This window comes from Pseudomonas sp. NPDC086112 (genome assembly GCF_044746425.1).
GTDB lineage: Bacteria > Pseudomonadota > Gammaproteobacteria > Pseudomonadales > Pseudomonadaceae > Aquipseudomonas.
The window spans coordinates 17,825-38,402 of the sequence record NZ_JBIVCD010000018.1 but is presented as its reverse complement, the minus strand read 5'-3'; the positions used below and the strand labels follow the sequence as shown (position 1 = coordinate 38,402).

Annotated in this window: 14 protein-coding genes; 7 read left to right on the top strand and 7 right to left on the bottom strand. The window is 59.7% G+C overall.

What is annotated here, in order from left to right; all coding sequences use genetic code 11:
- Positions 1 to 4: 4 nt before the first annotated feature.
- The 3 genes from ACIPLA_RS14920 to acnA form a co-directional block, all read right to left on the bottom strand.
- Entirely contained in the window at positions 5 to 1,570 is a 1,566-nt protein-coding gene (locus ACIPLA_RS14920; protein ID WP_401173761.1) for a methyl-accepting chemotaxis protein, read from the bottom strand.
- Between the two features lie 104 nt (positions 1,571 to 1,674).
- The gene (locus ACIPLA_RS14915) at positions 1,675 to 2,466 is read right to left on the bottom strand and encodes a CPBP family intramembrane glutamic endopeptidase (protein WP_192342546.1); all 792 of its coding nucleotides are present in this window, start codon (positions 2,464 to 2,466) and stop codon (positions 1,675 to 1,677) included.
- A 256-nt stretch (positions 2,467 to 2,722) separates the two neighbouring features.
- Entirely contained in the window at positions 2,723 to 5,464 is a 2,742-nt protein-coding gene (acnA, locus tag ACIPLA_RS14910) for an aconitate hydratase AcnA (RefSeq protein WP_401173759.1), read from the bottom strand.
- Between the two features lie 221 nt (positions 5,465 to 5,685).
- On the opposite strand from acnA, the gene rlmM reads away from it, so the two are divergent.
- Positions 5,686 to 6,759 (top strand): 23S rRNA (cytidine(2498)-2'-O)-methyltransferase RlmM, encoded by a 1,074-nt coding sequence (gene rlmM, locus ACIPLA_RS14905; protein ID WP_401173757.1) that lies wholly within the window; start codon positions 5,686 to 5,688, stop codon positions 6,757 to 6,759.
- A gap of 175 nt (positions 6,760 to 6,934) precedes the next feature.
- Positions 6,935 to 7,186 carry a sulfurtransferase TusA gene (gene tusA, locus ACIPLA_RS14900; protein WP_007907805.1) on the top strand — a complete coding sequence of 84 codons (252 nt, stop codon included), beginning with the start codon at positions 6,935 to 6,937 and terminating at the stop codon, positions 7,184 to 7,186.
- Between the two features lie 205 nt (positions 7,187 to 7,391).
- Here the strand turns inward: tusA and ACIPLA_RS14895 are convergent, their stop codons facing one another.
- A complete protein-coding gene (locus ACIPLA_RS14895; protein WP_218394361.1) occupies positions 7,392 to 8,801 on the bottom strand; it encodes an MATE family efflux transporter in 1,410 nt (469 codons plus the stop codon).
- 303 nt (positions 8,802 to 9,104) lie between these two features.
- Here ACIPLA_RS14895 and pdxB point away from each other — a divergent pair, with 303 nt between their 5' ends.
- Positions 9,105 to 10,247 carry a 4-phosphoerythronate dehydrogenase PdxB gene (gene pdxB, locus ACIPLA_RS14890; protein ID WP_401173754.1) on the top strand — a complete coding sequence of 381 codons (1,143 nt, stop codon included), beginning with the start codon at positions 9,105 to 9,107 and terminating at the stop codon, positions 10,245 to 10,247.
- A 188-nt stretch (positions 10,248 to 10,435) separates the two neighbouring features.
- Here pdxB and ACIPLA_RS14885 read toward each other — a convergent pair whose 3' ends face one another.
- Positions 10,436 to 10,615, bottom strand: coding sequence for a PA1571 family protein (locus tag ACIPLA_RS14885; RefSeq protein ID WP_095634240.1), 180 nt, complete (start codon positions 10,613 to 10,615; stop codon positions 10,436 to 10,438).
- A 257-nt stretch (positions 10,616 to 10,872) separates the two neighbouring features.
- On the opposite strand from ACIPLA_RS14885, the gene ACIPLA_RS14880 reads away from it, so the two are divergent.
- Complete coding sequence (locus tag ACIPLA_RS14880; protein WP_401173753.1) at positions 10,873 to 12,660, top strand: ABC transporter transmembrane domain-containing protein; 1,788 nt, start codon at positions 10,873 to 10,875, stop codon at positions 12,658 to 12,660.
- Between the two features lie 55 nt (positions 12,661 to 12,715).
- Here ACIPLA_RS14880 and ACIPLA_RS14875 read toward each other — a convergent pair whose 3' ends face one another.
- On the bottom strand, positions 12,716 to 14,644 hold the full coding sequence (locus tag ACIPLA_RS14875; RefSeq protein ID WP_218394363.1) for a transglycosylase SLT domain-containing protein: 1,929 nt from the start codon (positions 14,642 to 14,644) through the stop codon (positions 12,716 to 12,718).
- A 213-nt stretch (positions 14,645 to 14,857) separates the two neighbouring features.
- Between ACIPLA_RS14875 and ACIPLA_RS14870 the strand changes: the two genes are divergently transcribed.
- Positions 14,858 to 16,777, top strand: coding sequence for an ATP-binding cassette domain-containing protein (locus tag ACIPLA_RS14870; protein WP_192342553.1), 1,920 nt, complete (start codon positions 14,858 to 14,860; stop codon positions 16,775 to 16,777).
- 195 nt (positions 16,778 to 16,972) lie between these two features.
- Here the strand turns inward: ACIPLA_RS14870 and ACIPLA_RS14865 are convergent, their stop codons facing one another.
- Complete coding sequence (locus ACIPLA_RS14865; RefSeq protein ID WP_030128421.1) at positions 16,973 to 17,410, bottom strand: universal stress protein; 438 nt, start codon at positions 17,408 to 17,410, stop codon at positions 16,973 to 16,975.
- A 104-nt stretch (positions 17,411 to 17,514) separates the two neighbouring features.
- On the opposite strand from ACIPLA_RS14865, the gene ACIPLA_RS14860 reads away from it, so the two are divergent.
- The gene (locus tag ACIPLA_RS14860; RefSeq protein ID WP_123496483.1) at positions 17,515 to 17,952 is read left to right on the top strand and encodes a hypothetical protein; all 438 of its coding nucleotides are present in this window, start codon (positions 17,515 to 17,517) and stop codon (positions 17,950 to 17,952) included.
- 640 nt (positions 17,953 to 18,592) lie between these two features.
- Positions 18,593 to 20,578 (top strand): fatty acid oxidation complex subunit alpha FadB (fadB, locus tag ACIPLA_RS14855; RefSeq protein WP_401173750.1); only part of this gene is annotated, 1,986 nt, incomplete at its 3' end.

The window sequence follows — 20,578 nt, the reverse complement described above, 5'->3', positions numbered from 1 at the left end:
GCAATCAGCGGTTAAACCGCTCCACCAACGAATACTGGGTATTCGCGGTCTTGGTCAGTTCTTCGCTCAATAGCGCCGAGTGCTGTGCCTGTTCAGAGGTCTGGTCAGCCAGTTGCGAGATGTTGCTGATGTTGCGGCTGATTTCTTCGGCGACGGCGCTTTGCTCTTCGGTGGCGGCAGCGATCTGGGTGGTCATGTCAGTGATGTTGGCCACCGCTTCGCTGATGCCCACCAGCGCCTGATCCGCTTCCAATACCCGCGCCACACCTTCTTCGGCCTGACGATGCCCGGCTTCCATGGTTTGCACCGCGGTGCTGGCGGTTTGCTGCAGCTTGGCGATCAGCGCGTGAATCTGCCCGGTGGATTCGCTGGTGCGTTGTGCCAGTTGACGCACTTCGTCGGCCACCACCGCAAAACCACGGCCCATCTCGCCGGCACGTGCGGCTTCAATCGCAGCGTTCAAGGCCAGCAGGTTGGTCTGGTCGGCGATGCCTTTGATCACATCGACCACGCCGCCGATTTCGTCGCTGTCCTTGGCCAGTTGCGTGACCGTCAGGCCGGTTTCACCGACCACTACCGACAGGCGCTGAATGGCTTCGCGGGTTTCCCCGGCGATGTCGCGACCGCGACCGGTCAGGCGATTGGCTTCCTGAGTGGCGTCAGCGGTGCGCTGCACGTGGCTGGCGACCTCCTGAGTGGTGGCCGCCATCTGATTCACAGCGGTCGCCACTTGCTCGGTTTCGACACGTTGACGTTCCAGGCCGGTGGAGCTGTTGTGGGCCAGGGTGTCGGACTGTTTCGCTTGCTCGGTCAGGTGTTCGGCGGTGTCCTGCAGGCGGGTCAGGCAGGTTTTCAGGCGTGCTTCCTGGCTGAGGATCGACATCTCCAAACGTGCCTGGGCGCCACGGCTGTCGGTGTACATCTGCGCGATCAGCGGGTCGGACGTGGTCTGCTCGGCCAGGCGCAGCAAACGCTTGATACCGCGCTGTTGCCAGCTCAAGCCCATCAAGCCCAACGGCACCGAAAGGCCGGCGGCGAGGGCGAAGCCCCATTGGGACGTCAGCGTGGCGCCGATCATGAAGCTCAACTGGCTGACCAGAATGAACGGCAGCCAGTCCTGAAGCACCGGCAGCCATTTGTCGCTTTGAGGAATGGCTGACTTGCCCTGGTTGATGCGTTGGTAGAGCGCTTCGGCACGGCGGATCTGCTCGGCGGTGGGTTTGACCCGCACCGACTCGTAACCGACCAGCTGATTGCCGTCGAACACCGGTGTGACATAGGCGTTAACCCAGTAGTGGTCACCGGTCTTGCAGCGATTCTTGACAATGCCCATCCATGGCAAGCCTTGTTTCAGTGTGCCCCACATGTGCGCGAACACCGCAGCCGGGACGTCGGGGTGACGGACCAGGTTATGCGGTGCACGGAGCAGTTCCTCACGAGAAAACCCGCTGATTTCGACGAAAGCGTCGTTGCAGTAGGTGATCACGCCCTTGGCATCGGTGGTGGAAATCAACCGTTGCTGAGCCGGGAAGGTCCGTTCGCGTTGGGTAATGGGCTGGTTGTTACGCATGGCTTTTTCAATCCGCAAGGCTTTGAGAGGTTGTCGGCATCGTCAGGCATTTATTGAAGTGTTTTTTTCATAAATCAGTGACGCGTCGCAAAACGACCATTGCGTCAGCCAGCGAGCATCGGATAAGTGAACAGCCCGAAATGCAGCAGATTCAAACCAAAGTGGGTGGCGATGGCCGCGCCCAATCCGCCGAAACGGTAGGCCAGGCCATAACCGACCCCCGCGAGGCCCGCCAACAACACCCATTGCCAACCGGCACCCAGATGAGCGAGGCCGAACAGCATTGAGGCGAGCAATAACGCGAGGTTGTCGCCGTAAGACAGGTGTTTGAACTGCCGGCTCAGACCGCCCTGGATGTAGCCGCGAAACAACGCTTCCTCCACCAGCGTCACCAGTAGCAGATTGTTCAACACCCACAACCAGGCCTGATCCGGCCACTTCGGTGCCCAACTGATCACGCCCAGCAACAGCGCGCCACCCAAGGCCAGCACGGCACTTACGGTCAGGGCGAGGGCGGTGGCATAAACGGACAGCCGCAACGAGCGCCGGCCGACAATCCATGGGCAAATCAGCAACAGCCAGAAACCGATCAGCGGTTTGTCCTGATTCAGGTACATCGCAAACGGCACGGCATCGTCGGTGAAACGCTGGGGATCAATCGCGCGACCGTTGAAGAAGCCGGGAAGCCAGTGCATTGCCAGCGCTACCGCCAGGACGATGAACAAGCCGTGGCCGAGGTAGCGGCCAATGGGGATCTGTTGTTGGCGAACGGCGAAACCGGCAATCAGCAGCAGCGCGAAAGAGATAGCAGCGAGCCAGCCGAGATGGCCGTAGATCAAAGCCAGGCCGTAGCCAATGGAGAGAAGTGCCAGATAAGTCCATGGCAGAGCGATCATGTTAAGTCCTTGTTTCAGAGATTCTGCAATGTGCCTCGGTCCCCCTGTGGGAGCGGGCTTGCTCGCGAAGAGGCCATCACATCCAACATCAATGTTGACTGCTACGCCGCTTTCGCGAGCAAGCCCGCTCCCACAAGGGATCTCGGCCGGACACAAAAAGGGTGAACGACGCCGATTCAATGAGCGGGGCGATTATAGAGACGCACACCACGTAAACAAAAACACCGCCCGAAGGCGGTGTTTTATCAGCAGGCTGTTACGAGGCAATCAATTGCCGCAACACGTAATGCAAAATCCCCCCGGCCTTGAAGTACTCCACCTCGTTGAGGGTATCGATCCGGCACAACACCTCAATCTTTTCCTTGCTGCCGTCTTCACGGGAGACAACCAGGGTCAGGTTCATACGCGGAGTCAGTTCGACACCGGTCAGGCCAAGGATGTCCACGGTTTCCTTGCCGGTGAGGTTCAGGCTCTTGCGGTTCTGATCCAGCTTGAACTGCAACGGCAACACACCCATGCCGACCAGGTTGGAACGGTGAATTCGCTCGAAGCTCTCGGCGATGACTGCTTTCACGCCCAGCAGATTGGTGCCCTTGGCTGCCCAGTCGCGGCTCGAGCCTGTGCCGTATTCTTGCCCGGCGATCACCACCAGCGGTGTCCCCGACGCCTGGTACCGCATGGCCGCGTCGTAGATCGGCAGCTTCTCCCCGGTCGGAATATAAATCGTGTTGCCGCCTTCTTCGCCGCCAAGCATCTCGTTGCGAATGCGGATGTTGGCGAAGGTGCCGCGCATCATCACTTGATGGTTACCGCGACGGGAGCCGTAGGAGTTGAAGTCACGCGGTTCCACCCCTTGCTCGCGCAGGTACTGGCCGGCAGGGCTGTCCGCCTTGATGTTACCGGCCGGGGAAATGTGGTCGGTGGTCACCGAATCGCCAAGCAACGCGAGGACTTTCGCCCCTTCGACGTCCTTGACCACCGGCGCAGGGCCGCCGATGTCATCGAAGAATGGCGGATGCTGGATATACGTCGAATCGTTGTCCCACACATAAGTCGCCGCCTGCGGCACTTCGATCGCCTGCCACTGTTCGTCGCCGGCAAACACTTCGGCGTACTCCTTGTGGAACATCGCGGTGTTTACCTGAGTTACCGCGTCGGCGATTTCTTTAGTGCTCGGCCAAATGTCTCGCAGATAAACCGGCTGGCCGTCCTTGTCGTTACCCAATGGCTCGCTGCTGATGTCGATGCGCACCGTGCCAGCCAATGCATAGGCGACGACCAGAGGCGGGGAGGCCAGCCAGTTGGTTTTTACCAGCGGATGCACGCGACCTTCGAAGTTGCGGTTGCCCGAGAGCACCGAGGCGACAGTCAGGTCGGCTTTCTGAATGGCTTTTTCGATCGGCTCCGGCAACGGCCCGGAGTTGCCGATGCAGGTGGTGCAGCCATAACCGACTAGGGCAAAACCGAGCTGATCAAGGTATTGGGTCAGACCTGCAGCCTTGTAGTAGTCGGTGACCACTTTCGAACCGGGAGCCAGCGAGCTCTTGACCCACGGTTTGCGCTTCAGGCCTTTCTCCACGGCTTTTTTCGCCACCAGCCCGGCCGCCATCATCACGCTGGGGTTGGAGGTGTTGGTGCAGGACGTGATGGCGGCGATCACCACCGCACCGTTTTTCAGCCGATAAGTACTCCCTTCGTGGTGGTAATCCGCTTCGCCGACCAGATCAGCGTTACCCACCGCGACGCCACCGCCACCCTCACTTTCGAGGCGACCTTCTTCCTTGCTGGAGGGTTTGAACTGCAGGCCGAGAAAGTCAGTGAACGCTTGCGCGACATTCGGTAACGAGACACGGTCCTGAGGACGTTTCGGCCCGGCGAGGCTGGCTTCGACGCTGCCCATGTCCAGGGCCAGGCTGTCGGTGAACACCGGCTCCTTGCCGGGCAGGCGCCACAGGCCCTGGATCTTGCTATAGGCCTCCACCAGTTTCACGGTTTGCGGAGTGCGACCGGACAAACGCAAGTACTCCAGTGTCACCTCGTCCACCGGGAAGAAACCGCAGGTGGCGCCATATTCCGGGGCCATGTTGGCGATGGTCGCGCGATCGGCCAGCGGCAAATCGGCGAGACCGTCGCCGTAGAACTCGACAAATTTCCCCACCACACCTTTCTTGCGCAGCATCTGGGTGACCGTCAGCACCAGGTCGGTGGCGGTAATGCCTTCCTTGAGTTTGCCGGTGAGTTTGAAACCGATCACTTCCGGAATCAGCATCGACACCGGTTGGCCGAGCATCGCTGCTTCCGCTTCGATCCCGCCGACGCCCCAGCCGAGCACGCCGAGGCCGTTGATCATGGTGGTGTGGGAGTCGGTGCCAACCAACGTGTCCGGGAAGGCATAGGTGCGCCCGTCCTCGTCCTTGGTCCAGACCGTGCGGCCCAGATACTCGAGGTTGACCTGGTGGCAAATGCCGGTGCCCGGTGGCACCACGCTGAAATTGTTAAAGGCGCTCTGACCCCAGCGCAGAAAGGCATAACGCTCGTGGTTGCGCTGCATTTCGATGTCAACGTTTTGTCCGAAGGCGCTTGCACTGGCGTATTTGTCGACCATCACCGAGTGGTCGATCACCAGGTCCACCGGCGACAGCGGATTGATTCGCTGCGGGTCGCCACCGGCCTTGGCCATCGCAGCACGCATGGCGGCCAGGTCGACCACGGCGGGGACGCCGGTAAAGTCCTGCATCAATACCCGCGCGGGCCGGTACTGGATTTCGCGATCGGAGCGGCGCTCCTTGAGCCAGGCGGCAATCGCCTTGAGATCAGCGCCGGTGACGGTTTTCTCGTCCTCCCAGCGCAGCAGGTTTTCCAGAAGCACTTTCAACGACATCGGCAGCTTGTCCAGATCGCCCAGGCTTTTGGCGGCTTCGGGCAGGCTGAAATAGTGATAGGTCTTGTCGTCGACTTGTAAGGTTTTAAGGGTTTTCAGGCTATCGAGGGATGGCATTGAAATGACTCCTTTAAATCCGCACGGCTACGGACTGAGGGGCGGGCAGAGCTTTTAACCTAGCCCCGTTTAGACATTAAGGCTAATAACTGGACCCTAAGGACAAGTCCAAGGTTCCGATCTCGGCTATCATGCGCCGGTTTTCGTGACAGGCTTTGCTTCAACGCAAGTCTGGGCATCGCGCAGTGGCTGAATTCTTCGCCAACTGCCCAGGAGTAAGAATGAACACCCTCTTTATGCATTGCCGGCCGGGCTTCGAAAGCGAAGTCTGTTCCGAGATTTCCGAACATGCCGCGCGGCTGAACGTGGCCGGTTATGCCAAGGCCAAAACCGCCAGCGCCTGCGCCGAATTTATCTGCACCGAAGAAGACGGCGCCGAGCGCCTGATGCGTGGCCAGCGTTTCGCCGATCTGATTTTCCCTCGCCAGTGGGCCCGCGGGATCTTCATCGATCTGCCGGAAACCGACCGCATCAGCGTGATCCTTGCGCACATGGCGGACTTCCCGCTGTGCGGCAGCCTGTGGCTGGAAATGGTCGACACCAACGATGGCAAGGAACTGTCGAACTTCTGCAAGAAGTTCGAAGGCCACCTGCGCAAGGCGCTGATGGCGGCCGGCAAACTGGTGGAAGACCCCCACAAACCACGGCTGCTGCTGACCTTCAAGAGCGGTCGCGAAGTGTTCATGGGCCTGGCGGAATCGAACAATTCGGCGATGTGGCCAATGGGCATTCCACGCCTTAAATTCCCGCGTGAAGCGCCGAGCCGTTCGACCCTCAAGCTGGAAGAAGCCTGGCACCATTTCATTCCCCGCGACCAGTGGGACGAGCGCTTGCACAGTGACATGACCGGTGTCGACCTCGGCGCTGCACCCGGTGGCTGGACCTGGCAACTGGTCAATCGCGGCATGTTGGTGACCGCCATCGACAACGGCCCGATGGCCGAAAGCCTGATGGACACCGGTTTGGTGCAGCATTTGATGGCTGACGGTTTCACCTTCAAGCCCAAGCAACCGGTCGACTGGATGGTCTGCGACATCGTCGAGAAACCGGCGCGCAACGCGGCAATGCTGGAAGAGTGGATTGGCGAGGGGCATTGCCGGGAAGCGGTGGTCAACCTCAAGCTGCCGATGAAGCAGCGATATGCTGAAGTGAAGCGCTTGCTGGAACGTATTGCCGATGGGTTCAAGGAACGGGGCATTCGAGTCGAGATCGGCTGTAAGCAGCTGTATCACGACCGTGAAGAAGTGACCTGCCATCTTCGCCGATTGGACGTGAAGAAACCCAAGTCCCGTTAAGCTACACCCCCTGTAGGAGCGAGGCTTGCCCGCGAAGGCTGCAGCGCGGTCCCATAGATACACCGCAGCGCGGCCTTCGCGGGCAAGCCTCGCTCCTACGGGGGGCGGCGTTCTGCCATAGATGACCGAACACCCGGCAATGCGCGACAATGCCGGCAAGTTTCAGGAGTAAATCATGAGTGAAATGATCGATACGCCGGTAGACGGCACCCTCGACGCCACCGGCCTCAATTGCCCGGAACCGGTGATGATGCTGCACCAGCACATCCGTGACCTGGTGCCTGGCGGCCTGCTGAAGGTGATCGCCACCGACCCGTCGACCCGTCGCGACATTCCCAAGTTTTGCGTGTTTCTCGACCACGAACTGGTCGCGCAGCACGAAGAAGCAGGCACCTACCTCTACTGGATCCGCAAGAAACTCGCTTAACGGGCCAAAAAAAGAGCCTGCATATGCACAATGGCAGTCAGTTAAGCCCGAATCCCTGTGGGAGCGGGCTTGCTCGCGAAGACGGCAGCACAGTCAACATTGATGTCGCCTGATACACCGCTTTCGCGAGCAAGCCCGCTCCCACAGGTTTCGCACCTTAACTGACTGGCATTACCTGCATCTGCCGGCCCTTTTTTGCGCTCGCTTAACCCGCCGAACGACTGATGCGGATCCGCTTGCGTGCACTGCGCGTCAGGCGGATCGACAGCATCAGCGCTGCGCAACTCAAGCCGACGATCAAACCCTGCCACAGCCCGCTCGGGCCACTCGGCGCGCCGAGCCAGTTGGTCAGGCCCAGGGCGTAACCCACCGGTAAACCGATTCCCCAGTACGCGAACAGTGTCAGGATCATCGTCACCCGCGTGTCCTGATAGCCGCGCAATGCGCCCGCCGCCGTCACCTGGATCGCATCGGAAAACTGGAACAGCGCCGAATACACGATCAACATCGCGGCCACCTGAATCACCGTCGGGTCGGCGGTGTAAATCGCAGCGATGGGTTCACGCAGCAATAGCATCAGGCTCGCCGACAAGCACGCATAAGCCAGGGCAGTGCCCATGCCGACACCGGCGGCGAAGCGGGCTTCGCGTGGTTCCTCACGGCCCAGTGCCTGGCCGACACGCACGGTCACGGCCATGCCCAGGGAGTAGGGGATCATGAACACCAGCGAGCTGAAGTTCAGCGCAATCTGGTGCCCGGCGACCACGGTGGCGCCGAGGCTGCCGATCAGCAGGGCGATCACGGCGAAGATGCTCGACTCGGCGAACACCGCGATGCCGATTGGCAGGCCGATGCTCAACAAACGCTTGATCACCGACCACTGCGGCCAGTCGAAACGGATGAACAACTCACTCGACTGATAGGCCGGCGCCCAGCGCTCCCAGCCGGCCATGCCTAGCGCCATCACCCACATCACGATCGCCGTGGCCCACCCGCAGCCGACACCGCCCATGGCCGGCACACCGAAGTGGCCGTAGATGAAGATGTAATTGAGTGGAATATTCAGCGCCAGCCCGCACAGGCCAAGGACCATGGCCGGGCGGGTGCGCCCCAGACCATCGCTGAAACAGCGCAGCACGTGATAGACCGCGACGGCAGGCAAACCGCTGGCGATGCCGTGCAGATACTGCATGCACGGGCCGATCAATTCGGGGTCGACCTTCATGATATGCAGGATCGGTTCGGCGCTGAACAGCATGCCGGTCGCCATCAAGCCCACCACCAGCGCCAGCCACAGGGCCTGACGCACGATCGGGCCAATCTCGCTGTGGGTGCCGGCGCCGAAGCGTTGGGCGACTTTCGGGGTAGTGGCCAGCAGTGTGCCGGTCATCAGCAGAAACACCGGCACCCAGATCGAGTTGCCCAGCGCGACGGCCGCCAGATCTCGAGGCCCGACACGACCGGCCATTACCGCATCGACGAAGCCCATGGCGGTGGTCGCCAGTTGCGCGATCATGATCGGCAACGCCAGGCCAAGCAGGTTTTTCAGCTCCAGGCGAACCCGGGCCGGGCGGTTGAGAGAAATAGCGGCGGGGCGGTCAGTCACGGAATTCAAGGCGAAACGTCCAAAAGATTTTGATGCGCGAGGCGGCGCATTCTACGCCTTGACGCAGTGGTCAGGAAAAGTCCTGTGTTAGGGATTTGTAAATGGTTTTCGGACGTTGCGATATCCCCTGTGGGAGCGGGCTTGCTCGCGAAGGGGGAGTGTCAGTTGACATCAATGTTGCCTGACACGCCGCTTTCGCGAGCAAGCCCGCTCCCACAGGATGAGTGGTCCCTTCACATTGAAGGTGAACAATGCCCGCTGGCCCACACCCTCATCTGCGCCTAAACTGCCGATCCGCCAAAGGAGCCTGCCATGCTGATTGTTGCCGACGAAAATATCCCGCTACTCGATGCCTTCTTCGCAGGTTTCGGTGAAATCCGCCGGGTGCCGGGACGTGCCATCGACCGCGCCACTGTCGAGCAGGCCGATGTGCTGTTGGTGCGCTCGGTGACCAACGTCAACCGCGCATTGCTCGAAAGCAGCAAGGTGCGCTTTGTCGGCACGTGCACCATCGGCACCGATCACCTGGATCTGGATTACTTCCGACAGGCCGGCATTACCTGGTCCAGCGCGCCAGGCTGCAATGCCCGGGGTGTGGTCGATTACGTGCTGGGCAGCCTGCTGACCCTGGCCGAAATCGAAGGTGCCGACCTGACTCAACGCACCTACGGTGTGGTCGGCGCCGGTGAAGTGGGCGGGCGGCTGGTCAAGGTTTTGCAAGGTCTGGGCTGGAACGTGCTGGTCTGCGATCCCCCAAGGCAAGCGGCCGAAGGGGGCGATTATGTCAGCCTCGAGCAGATCATCGAGCAATGCGACGTCATCAGTCTGCACACTCCGCTGGACAAGCAAGGCCCTCAGTCGACCTGGCATCTGTTCGATAAAAACCGCTTGAACCAACTCAAGCCCGGCGCCTGGCTGATCAACGCCAGTCGTGGCCCGGTCATCGACAATGCCGCCCTGCGCCAGGTGCTGTTGGAGCGTGAAGACCTGCAAGCGGTGCTGGATGTCTGGGAGGGGGAACCTGAGGTCGATGTGGCATTGGCCGAGTTGTGTGTGCTGGCGACACCGCACATTGCCGGTTACAGCCTCGACGGCAGACAGCGCGGGACGGCGCAGATCTATCAGGCGCTTTGCGAGTTCCTTGGGCAACCGGAACAGGTCCGCCTGAACGATTTGCTGCCGGCACCATGGTTGTCGGCGGTGACGTTGAACGCCGACAGCGATCCGGCCTGGGCGCTGGCGATGTTGTGCCGTGGCGTGTACGACCCGCGCCGTGACGATGCGAATTTCCGTCGCAGCCTTGTAGGTCATGTGAGCGAGCAGCGTGCGGCGTTCGATGCACTGCGCAAGCATTATCCGCTGCGGCGTGAGATCGATGGGTTGAAGGTGCGAATCGAGGGGGATTCGCCGGCGTTGCAGCGGATCGTGGCGGCGTTGGGTGCTTCGGTTCTATAAGAGACCGAGTTGGCCCTTTCGCGAGCAAGCCCGCTCCCACATTTGATCTTCAGCGAACACACGTGTTGTGTACGGCAGAGATCAAATGTGGGAGCGGGCTTGCTCGCGAATGGCGGCACCGCAATTCTTCGATAAACACCCATAAAAAACCCGGCTAAAAGAGCCGGGTCAAGAAGACGGTGGCTATATCACTCTTGTTCGGCAGGCTTGACCAATCGCTTCTCCAGTTCGCGGCAAGCGTCCTGGATCATGTTTTCAGTGATCGGTACTTCGCGCCCATCCTTATCAATAATCGAGCAACCCAGAGACTGGTCTGGCTGCGTGCGGATCACTGGAATCTTGTCATCGCTGCTGTTTTGCAAGGACATGGCCTGTCTCCTCTTCAGGTTGTGTGCTTACTGTAGAACCGCCAGGTGACCGGGCTGTGACAACTCCCTGCGATCTTCAGGTCGGCATCCTCAGTCCATCAGAAATACCCCGACGTTTCCACCCGGACTTTAGACCAATAATCTCTAGCCACTAGTCTTGGCGGTCATAATTAACCTGACTCATTATGATTTACAGCGTTCAACCCCATTGACCGGTGTAGGCTTGGTCGAGTTAAAACCATTGGTTGCGCCATCGGATGATCTTCATGCTCTCTTCCCGTCACCGCCGCGCCATTCGTCTGGCCAGCCGTTTCCTCGCGCCTTATCGTTGGCCGGCTTTGGGTGCCTTGCTGGCGCTGATCGTCACTGCCGGCATCACCTTGTCCATGGGGCAGGGGATTCGCCTATTGGTGGATCAGGGTTTCATGACCCAGTCGCCGCATTTGCTCAACCGATCCATCGGCGTGTTCATGCTGCTGGTGGTCGGTCTGGCGATTGGCACCTTTGCACGGTTTTACCTGGTGTCCTGGATCGGCGAGCGCGTTGTCGCCGACATCCGCCGACGGGTATTCAATCATCTGGTTTACCTGCACCCGGGGTTCTATGAAGACAACCGCAGCTCCGAAATCCAGTCGCGGCTGACCGCCGACACCACGCTGCTGCAATCGGTGATCGGCTCTTCGCTGTCGCTGTTCCTGCGTAACGGGCTGATGGTGATCGGCGGGATTGTCTTGCTGTTTATCACCAACCCCAAACTCACCAGCATCGTGGTGGTCGCGTTGCCGCTGGTGGTCGCGCCGATCCTGATTTTTGGTCGCCGGGTGCGCACCCTGTCGCGTCTGAGCCAGGACCGGATTGCCGATATCGGCAGCTATGTCTCCGAAACCCTGAGCCAGATCAAAACCGTGCAGGCCTACAACCATCAGGTTCAGGACGAGCAGCGTTTTGCCACGACGGTGGAAGAGGCTTTCAACACTGCCCGCAAGCGCATCTTCCAGCGAGCCTGGTTGATTACCCTGGTGATCCTGCTGGTGTTGGGCGCCGTCGGGGTGATGCTCTGGGTCGGCGGCATGGATGTCATCGCCGGGCGGATTTCCGCGGGTGAGTTGGCAGCGTTCGTCTTTTACAGCCTGATCGTCGGCGGTGCCTTCGGCACACTGAGTGAAGTGATCGGCGAACTGCAGCGTGCAGCAGGGGCGGCGGAACGGATTGCCGAGTTGTTGCGTTCGGAAAACATCATCCAGCCACCGACCCAGGGGCTGGTGACGTTGCCTGAACGGGTGAAGGGCGATCTGGTGCTACAAGATGTGCGCTTTTCCTACCCGTCGCGTCCGCAAAGCTATGCTGTCGATGGCCTTAATCTGACGATCAACGCCGGCGAAACCCTTGCATTGGTCGGGCCGTCCGGCGCTGGCAAGTCGACTGTGTATGACCTGTTGTTGCGCTTTTACGACCCCATCGAAGGACACATCCTGCTGGACGACGTGCCGCTGACCCAGCTCGACCCTCTGGACCTGCGTCGCTGCTTCGCCCTCGTCTCGCAATCCCCGGCGCTATTCTTCGGCAGCATCGAAGAGAACATTCGCTACGGCCGCCCGACGGCGACTTTGGCCCAGGTCCAGGAAGCCGCGAAAATCGCCTACGCCCACGACTTCATCGAGCAAATGCCCAACGGCTACCAGACTCACCTCGGCGACGCGGGTCTCGGTTTATCCGGCGGGCAACGCCAGCGCCTGGCCATCGCCCGGGCGCTGCTGGTGGACGCGCCGATCCTGCTGCTGGACGAAGCCACCAGCGCCCTCGACGCCCAGAGCGAGCACCTGATCCAGCAAGCCCTGCCCAGCCTGATGAAAAATCGCACCACACTGGTCATTGCCCACCGACTGGCCACGGTGAAAAACGCCGACAGGATCGCGGTGATGGATCAGGGGAAACTGGTGGCGGTGGGGACGCATCAGGAGTTGATTGCAAGTAATGCACTGTATGCACGGCTGGCGGCATTGCAGTTCAATGACGGCAAGATTGAAACCGATCTTCACCTGTAGGAACTGTGTAGGAGCTATGGCTCCTACACTTATCCGGCATATCCGGCATTACCGCTTATTGATCGTCAAAATACCGCTCATGCCAATCCACCAACGGTTGTGGTGAGTTGAGCTTCTGGCCGTAGATCACCGAGTACGACAGCACGTTTTGCACATATTGGCGGGTTTCGTCGAACGGAATGCTTTCCACCCACACATCGAAGCTCAGGTGATCGGCGCCACGCAGCCATTGCCGTACGCGGCCGGGGCCGGCGTTGTAGGCGGCGGAGGCGAGGACGCGGTTGCCGTTGAACTGGCTGTGGACCTGGCTCAGGTAAGCGGCGCCGAGCTGAATGTTCTTGTCCGGATCGAACACTTGCTGCGGCGAAGCGAGGGGAATGCTGAACTTGCGCGCGGTTTCCTTGGCTGTACCGGGCATCAGTTGCATCAGGCCGCTGGCACCGACGCCGGAGCGTGCATCGGCCATGAAGGCGCTTTCCTGGCGGGTGATCGCGAATACCCAGCTCGAATGCAGGCCACGGACCTTGGCTTCACGGACCAGGGTCTCGCGGTGGGCCATCGGGAAGCGAATATCCAGGTCGTCCCAGTACTTCGCCTGACTGATGGTGCGGATCGCCGGGAAATACCACTTCAGGTCGTAAGCCAGTTTCGCCTGGGCGACCATTTCGTCACGGCTGAAGTGCCGGCTGACGTGGTACCACTCGCGACGACCGTCGACAATCTGCCCGCGGGCATGGAATTCCAGGGCGCGTCGCACGCCCGGGGTATTGCGCACCTTGTTGATCAGCGCCTGGCTGAGCACCAGCGGTTTGTTGTTCAGCGAATAAGGGGATTGAGAGCGATCGGCCGCCAGGAAACCGTAGAAGTCGCGCTCGCGAGCCAGGCCCTTGTAAAGCGTCTGCGCTTGCGGATTCTGTGGCTGCGCCAGCTCCAGGCTGCGAGCCTGCCAGTAACGCCAGCGGTTGGTGGTGGCCAGGTCCTGAGGCAGGCGACGGGTCAGCTCATAGGCATCTTCCCAACGGGCCAGGCGCAACAGCAGGCGCAAACGCCATTCGGAAACGGTGTTGTCCCGTAGTTCCGGGTCGTATTTGGTCATTACGTCCAGCGCGCGGCCGTCGAAACGACGAGCAAGGGTCAGCCCGATTTCCCGGGCAATCGCGACTTTTTCGTCACGGGAGAAGTGCATGCTGTTGGCGTAACCGTCGAGCAGGGCCATGGCCTTGTCCGGATCCTGACGAGCCAGACGGCGCAGGCCGAGGCTGACGATGTCGGACATCGGTTCATCCGCCGGGGTGAAGCGCGACGGCTGATTGAGCAGCTCGGGATTCTGCGCCACATCCACCAGCAGTCGACCGCGTGGGGCGAGTGTTGTCAGGCCATTGATCAGGCTGTTGGCCAGCGGATAGTTGCGTGCCTGGGCGGCGAGCTTGGTGCGTTCCCAGCGTTTCTGCTCAGTCAGTTGACCCTCGGCGGCCCACATGCCGAACACACCATCGCAAGCGTCGGGTTGGGTTTTGCCGGTCAGCCAGAGTTTATCGGCGTTGGCGTAGCCTTCGGCCTTGCGGTTATGGCTGATCTGATACTGCGCGTTCAGGCAGTCCAGTTCGGTGAAATTGAGTTTGGGGTCATAATATTTGACGAAGGTTGCCCAGTCGCCGCGTTCGGCCAGCCAGCGCAGCCAGCGCAACTTCATCCAGTTGGCTTGGGGCAAGTCACCGTGTTCAGCGAGGAATTTTTCGATTTCGGCGTTGCTCGCGGTTTTCAGACGCGCGGTCAATTCGTCATATGCCAGATAGGGCTCCAGCGGATAATCGCGCAGGGCCTGGCTATAACGGAAATAAGGGCCGGAATCGCCTTTGGCCAAGGCACGCTTGGCTTCATCGTAATACTGGCGTTGGGTGGACAGGTCCACCGCCTGGGCGGATTGAGCGGCAGCGGCTGTAAGAAGCAAACACGAAAAAAGATTGAAAAGGCGACTGCGCATGAGACGTCCGGGCAGAGAAATCATGACAAGTGCCGACGAGAGCGGCACTGAATTATCTGTAGCTTAGCCTTTTGCCAGCAGCGGGCGAAAGCTTTGCCGAGCTGTCGGCACAAGTTCGCAACAATTGTTGTGCAGAGTGCTTCGACATTGAAATTGCCGGCCTTCTGAAGCCTCAAGTCAGGTAGAATGCGCGCCCGGTTTTTGGAGAAGCTCATGACCCTGCTCAAATTCAGCGATGTGTCCCTTGCTTTCGGCGCTATGCCGTTGTTGGACAAGGTGTCCTGGCAGATCGCCCGTGGTGAGCGGGTGTGCATCATCGGCCGCAACGGCACTGGCAAGTCCAGCATGATGAAGCTCGTCAAGGGCGACCAGAAGCCCGATGAGGGCTCTGTTTGGCGCGCACCTGGCCTAAAGATTGGCGAATTGCCGCAAGAATTGCCGGTAGCCGACGAGCGGACCGTGTTCGACGTGGTTGCCGAAGGCCTGGACGGTGTTGGCGAGCTGCTCGCGCAGTATCACCACCTGAGCCAGAACATCGTCACCGATGCCGATCTGGACAAACTGATGCATGTCCAGCATGACCTCGAAGCCCGCGACGGCTGGCGTTTGCAGCAATTGGTCGACAGCACCTTGAGCCGTTTGCAACTGCCGGCCGACAAGACCCTCGCCGAATTGTCCGGCGGCTGGCGTCGCCGCGTCCTGCTGGCTCAGGCCCTGGTTTCCGAACCGGATCTGCTGCTGCTCGACGAACCGACCAACCACCTGGACATCGGCGCCATTGCCTGGCTCGAAGAAGCGCTGAAGGATTTCCAGGGCGCCGTGCTGTTCATCACGCACGACCGTTCCTTCCTGCAAAACCTCGCGACCCGCATCCTGGAACTGGATCGTGGCGGCCTGATCGACTGGAACGGCGACTACGCCAGTTTCCTCGTGCACAAAGAGGCGACTCTGGCTGCTGAAGAAACCGCCAATGCGCTGTTCGACAAGAAACTGGCCCAGGAAGAAGTCTGGATCCGCCAGGGCATCAAGGCTCGTCGCACCCGTAACGAAGGCCGTGTTCGCGCATTGAAAGCCCTGCGCGTCGAACGCAGCGAGCGTCGTGAACGCACCGGTAAGGCCAATATTCAGCTGGATACCGCCGACAAGTCCGGCAAGCAGGTGATGGTCCTCGAGAACGTGAGCTTCGCTCACCCGGGTGGCCCGTTCCTGATCAAGGATTTCTCGATGGTCCTGACGCGCGGCGACCGTATCGGCCTGCTCGGCGCCAACGGTACCGGCAAGACCACGTTGCTGAAACTGATGCTCAGCGGTCTGCAACCGACCAGCGGCAAGGTGGAAGAGGGGACGCGCATCGACGTGGCCTACTTCGACCAGTTGCGCCATCAGTTGGACCTGGAAAAAACCGTGATCGACAACGTGGCCGAAGGTCGCGATTTCATCGATATCGATGGTCAGAGCCGCCACGTGCTGAGCTACCTCGGCGACTTCCTGTTCAGCCCGCAGCGTGCCCGCACGCCGGTCAAGGCGCTGTCCGGTGGTGAGCGTGCCCGTCTGTTGCTGGCCAAACTGTTCAGCAAGCCAGCGAACCTGCTGGTACTCGACGAACCGACCAACGACCTGGACGTGGAAACCCTCGAGCTGCTGGAAGAGGTCTTGCTGACCTTCAACGGCACCGTGCTGATGGTCAGCCACGACCGGGCATTCCTCGACAACGTGGTCACCAGCACCCTGGTCTTCGAAGGCGAAGGCAAGGTTCGCGAATACGTCGGTGGTTATCAGGACTGGCTGCGTCAGGGCGGCTCGCCGCGACTGTTGGGCGTGACCGAGAGCAAGTCCGGCAAGGCCGACCTGAACTCGGCTGTCGTCACTGCTGAACCAGTGCCAGTCGCTGCGGCAGTAGAGGCGCCGGTGGCAAAGAAGAAGCTCAGCTACAAGTTGCAACGTGAGCTGGAAATGTTGCCAAGTCAGATCGAAGCCATGGAGCAACAGATCGTGGTGGTTGAAGCGCAGATGGCGGATGCCGGCTTCTATCAGCGTCCTGTTGCCGAGACAGCTGCGGTGATCGCTCAGCTTGAGCAGTTGCAGGCTGAACTCGACGTGATGGTCGAGCGCTGGGCCGAGCTGGATGCCTGATTGATCCGGCGATAAAAAAGCCCGGCTTCACTCACGTGAATGCCGGGCTTTTCGTATGGAAGGCGGTCTACTGACCGACATAGATTCACTGTGGGAGCGGGCTTGCTCGCGAAAGCTGCTTAACATTCAATAAAGATGTCGACTGTCACGCCGCTTTCGCGAGCAAGCCCGCTCCCACATTGTTGTTCCGTGTTATCAGCTTTTGATCAGGCGCACCGCCAGCACATCGCAAGGCGCACCGTGCAGTACGTCATTGGCGGTGGAGCCGAGCAACAGTGCCAGACCATGTCGGCCATGACTGCCCACCACGATCAGGTCGCACGTTTGCTCCTTGGCGAGGTGGTGAATCTCCTGGCGCGGCTGGCCGTAGGTCAAGTGACTGTATTCCTTGGAGAGTTCCGGGTATTTCACGATCAATCGCTCAAGGCGCTCCTTGGCCTGATCGAACTGTTGCTGTTGCAACTGGGAAAGGTCCATCGGCACGTCGCCGCCAAAGGCCATCGCCATCGGTTCGACAATATGCACCAGGGACAGCTTTGCGCCATTGCTCACCGAGAGCTCGCGAGCTCGGTGGATGACAGGATCGCACTCTTCCGTTAGGTCTACAGCGACCAGAATGTGGTGGTAGGGCATGAGGTGCTCCTCCTGAGGATTGCAATATTGGTAAGTATGGCTGGTTTCAAGCGCATTGGTTTCAAAGTGACTCAATGGGCTCATCAAGAATCGGGAGTACACATATGACGGTCTGGATAGTGGTGTCAATCCTGCTGGTGGTCTTGAGCCCGCTGGCCTGGTTGCGACCCTCTCGTACTCAGAGCGGGCGCATGGCCCTGCGTATGGAGGCGCGACGCATTGGCCTGGCCATGCAGCTGGCGCCCCAGGAGTGGCCGCACTGGCTGAACGAGGAGCCACCGAGCCCTTGCGCCCAGTACCATCGGCCGCGCCGTGGCACGCGACCGGCGTGCTGGAGTTATTGGCAGAAGGCGCCGGGCGTGTGGGTCAATCAGTGGCAGGAGGTCTGTGAGGATGGGATGCTGCTGAATCATTTCGAAAAATTGCCTGCCAACGTCTACAAGGTCGAGGCAGACAAGCAAATGATTGCCCTGTATTGGGGCGAGAAGGGCGAGGCCGAGGTTCTGCAACAGATCGATGCCACGCTCAAAGCACTCGCCTGAAACCCGACCTGTAGCAGCTGCCGAGCCTGCGAGGCTGCGAAGTCGTCGTAAACCCTGAGCACGCAATCAGCCTGATGTACCGCGGCGCCTGATTTACGACTGCTTCGCAGCCGAACGCAGCCTCGCAGGCTCGGCAGCTGCTACAGAGGCAATAAAAAGCCCGACATCATCATCGGGCTGAGGTTGGCCAGGCAGGCCGGTAATTCTTTGTGCGCTGATCTTACGCTGGGCATTCGTCAAAGCGTTCAAACTTTTTTCTTCAGGGTCCCGCCAGCGTAGCTTGTTAAACACAGGCTGCCGCTAATTAGGGCGACTTTTCTAACTATTGATTCTATGAATGGCCTCACATGCATCAGCGTGTTGCAGGGCTTCGTGGTACGGAAGTGACCGGAAAGTCGCGTTTCAACCAGTATTTTGGGCGATTGACAATTGCCGGAAATTCCGTGAAGGTGACATACCCAAATCAAACGGGCGTATGAATTGAGCGTTTGTATTACAGAGCGCTCCTACAGAATCCCGACTATCGCGTTGGCGGGTGTGCCGGGTGAATTGGCGTAGCATCGACGATAAACGTCCTTGCCGAGCCAGTCGCCTGCGTCCGACGTGTACTGTTCAGCTTCCATATCGTGGAGATCAGTTGATGATTTACGAAGGTAAAGCCATCACGGTTAAGGCTCTTGAAAGTGGCATCGTCGAATTGAAATTCGACCTCAAGGGTGAGTCCGTCAACAAGTTCAACCGTCTTACCCTGAACGAACTGCGTCAGGCTGTAGACACCATCAAGGCAGATGCTTCGATCAAGGGTGTGATCGTCAGCAGTGGCAAAGACGTGTTCATCGTCGGCGCCGACATCACCGAATTCGTCGACAACTTCAAGCTGCCGGATGCAGAGCTTGTTGCTGGCAACCTCGAAGCCAACAAGATTTTCAGCGATTTCGAAGACCTCAACGTCCCGACTGTCGCCGCGATCAATGGCATCGCACTGGGTGGCGGTCTGGAAATGTGCCTGGCGGCAGATTTCCGCGTCATGGCCAATACCGCCAAAATCGGTCTGCCGGAAGTCAAGCTGGGCATCTACCCAGGCTTCGGCGGTACTGTGCGTTTGCCGCGCATCATCGGGGCTGACAACGCTATCGAGTGGATTGCCGCCGGTAAGGAAAACCGCGCTGAAGACGCGTTGAAAGTCGGTGCTGTCGACGCCGTGGTCGCTCCGGAGAAATTGCAGGAAGCGGCTCTGAACCTGCTCAAGGGCGCCATCTCTGGCGAATTTGACTACAAGGCCAAGCGTCAGCCGAAGCTCGAAAAGCTCAAGCTCAACGCCATCGAACAAATGATGTCGTTCGAAACCGCCAAAGGTTTCGTGGCCGGTCAAGCAGGCCCGAACTATCCGGCACCGGTCGAAGCGATCAAGACCATCCAGAAAGCCGCGAACTTCGGTCGCGACAAGGCGCTGGAAGTCGAAGCCACCGGTTTCGTCAAACTGGCCAAGACCTCTGCCGCGCAGAGCTTGATCGGTCTGTTCCTGAACGATCAGGAGCTGAAGAAAAAGGCCAAGGCCTACGACGAAATCGCCAAAGACGTGAAGCAGGCCGCCGTATTGGGCGCCGGCATCATGGGTGGCGGTATCGCTTATCAGTCGGCCTCCAAAGGTACGCCGATCCTGATGAAAGACATCAACGAGCACGGCATCGAGCAAGGTCTGGCCGAGGCCGCCAAGCTGCTGGTGGGCCGCGTTGATAAAGGTCGCATGACGCCGGCAAAAATGGCCGAAGTGCTCAATGGCATTCGTCCGACCCTGTCCTACGGCGATTTCGGTCACGTCGACCTGGTCGTCGAAGCCGTTGTCGAGAACCCGAAGGTCAAGCAAGCCGTTCTGGCCGAAGTTGAAGACAAGGTCAAAGAGGACACCATCCTCGCGTCCAACACTTCGACCATTTCCATCACCTTGCTGGCCAAAGCCCTCAAGCGTCCGGAAAACTTCGTCGGCATGCACTTCTTCAACCCGGTACACATGATGCCGCTGGTTGAAGTGATCCGTGGCGAGAAGTCCAGCGAAGTGGCCGTTGCCACCACCGTTGCCTACGCCAAGAAAATGGGCAAGAACCCGATCGTCGTCAATGACTGCCCGGGCTTCCTGGTCAACCGCGTGCTGTTCCCGTACTTCGGCGGTTTCGCCAAACTGGTCAGCGCCGGCGTGGACTTCGTGCGCATCGACAAGGTCATGGAAAAATTCGGCTGGCCGATGGGCCCGGCCTACCTGATGGATGTGGTCGGCATCGACACCGGTCACCACGGTCGTGACGTTATGGCTGAAGGCTTCCCGGATCGCATGAAAGACGACCGCCGTTCGGCCGTCGACGTGCTCTATGAAGCCAAGCGCCTGGGCCAGAAGAATGGCAAAGGCTTCTACGCCTACGAGACCGACAAGCGCGGCAAGCAGAAGAAAGTCGCCGATCCTTCGGTACTGGAAGTGCTCAAGCCAATCGTGTTCGAACAGCGCGAAGTCACTGACGAAGACATCATCAACTGGATGATGATCCCGCTGTGCCTGGAAACCGTGCGTTGCCTGGAAGACGGCATCGTCGAAACCGCCGCCGAAGCCGACATGGGCCTGGTCTACGGTATT

Coding starts and splice junctions, on each gene's coding strand:
- ACIPLA_RS14920 (WP_401173761.1), bottom strand. CDS start 1,570: ATGCGTAACAACCAGCCCATTACCCAACGCGAACGGACCTTCCCGGCT.
- ACIPLA_RS14915 (WP_192342546.1), bottom strand. CDS start 2,466: ATGATCGCTCTGCCATGGACTTATCTGGCACTTCTCTCCATTGGCTAC.
- acnA (WP_401173759.1), bottom strand. CDS start 5,464: ATGCCATCCCTCGATAGCCTGAAAACCCTTAAAACCTTACAAGTCGAC.
- rlmM (WP_401173757.1), top strand. CDS start 5,686: ATGAACACCCTCTTTATGCATTGCCGGCCGGGCTTCGAAAGCGAAGTC.
- tusA (WP_007907805.1), top strand. CDS start 6,935: ATGAGTGAAATGATCGATACGCCGGTAGACGGCACCCTCGACGCCACC.
- pdxB (WP_401173754.1), top strand. CDS start 9,105: ATGCTGATTGTTGCCGACGAAAATATCCCGCTACTCGATGCCTTCTTC.
- ACIPLA_RS14885 (WP_095634240.1), bottom strand. CDS start 10,615: ATGTCCTTGCAAAACAGCAGCGATGACAAGATTCCAGTGATCCGCACG.
- ACIPLA_RS14880 (WP_401173753.1), top strand. CDS start 10,873: ATGATCTTCATGCTCTCTTCCCGTCACCGCCGCGCCATTCGTCTGGCC.
- ACIPLA_RS14875 (WP_218394363.1), bottom strand. CDS start 14,644: ATGCGCAGTCGCCTTTTCAATCTTTTTTCGTGTTTGCTTCTTACAGCC.
- ACIPLA_RS14870 (WP_192342553.1), top strand. CDS start 14,858: ATGACCCTGCTCAAATTCAGCGATGTGTCCCTTGCTTTCGGCGCTATG.
- ACIPLA_RS14865 (WP_030128421.1), bottom strand. CDS start 17,410: ATGCCCTACCACCACATTCTGGTCGCTGTAGACCTAACGGAAGAGTGC.
- ACIPLA_RS14860 (WP_123496483.1), top strand. CDS start 17,515: ATGACGGTCTGGATAGTGGTGTCAATCCTGCTGGTGGTCTTGAGCCCG.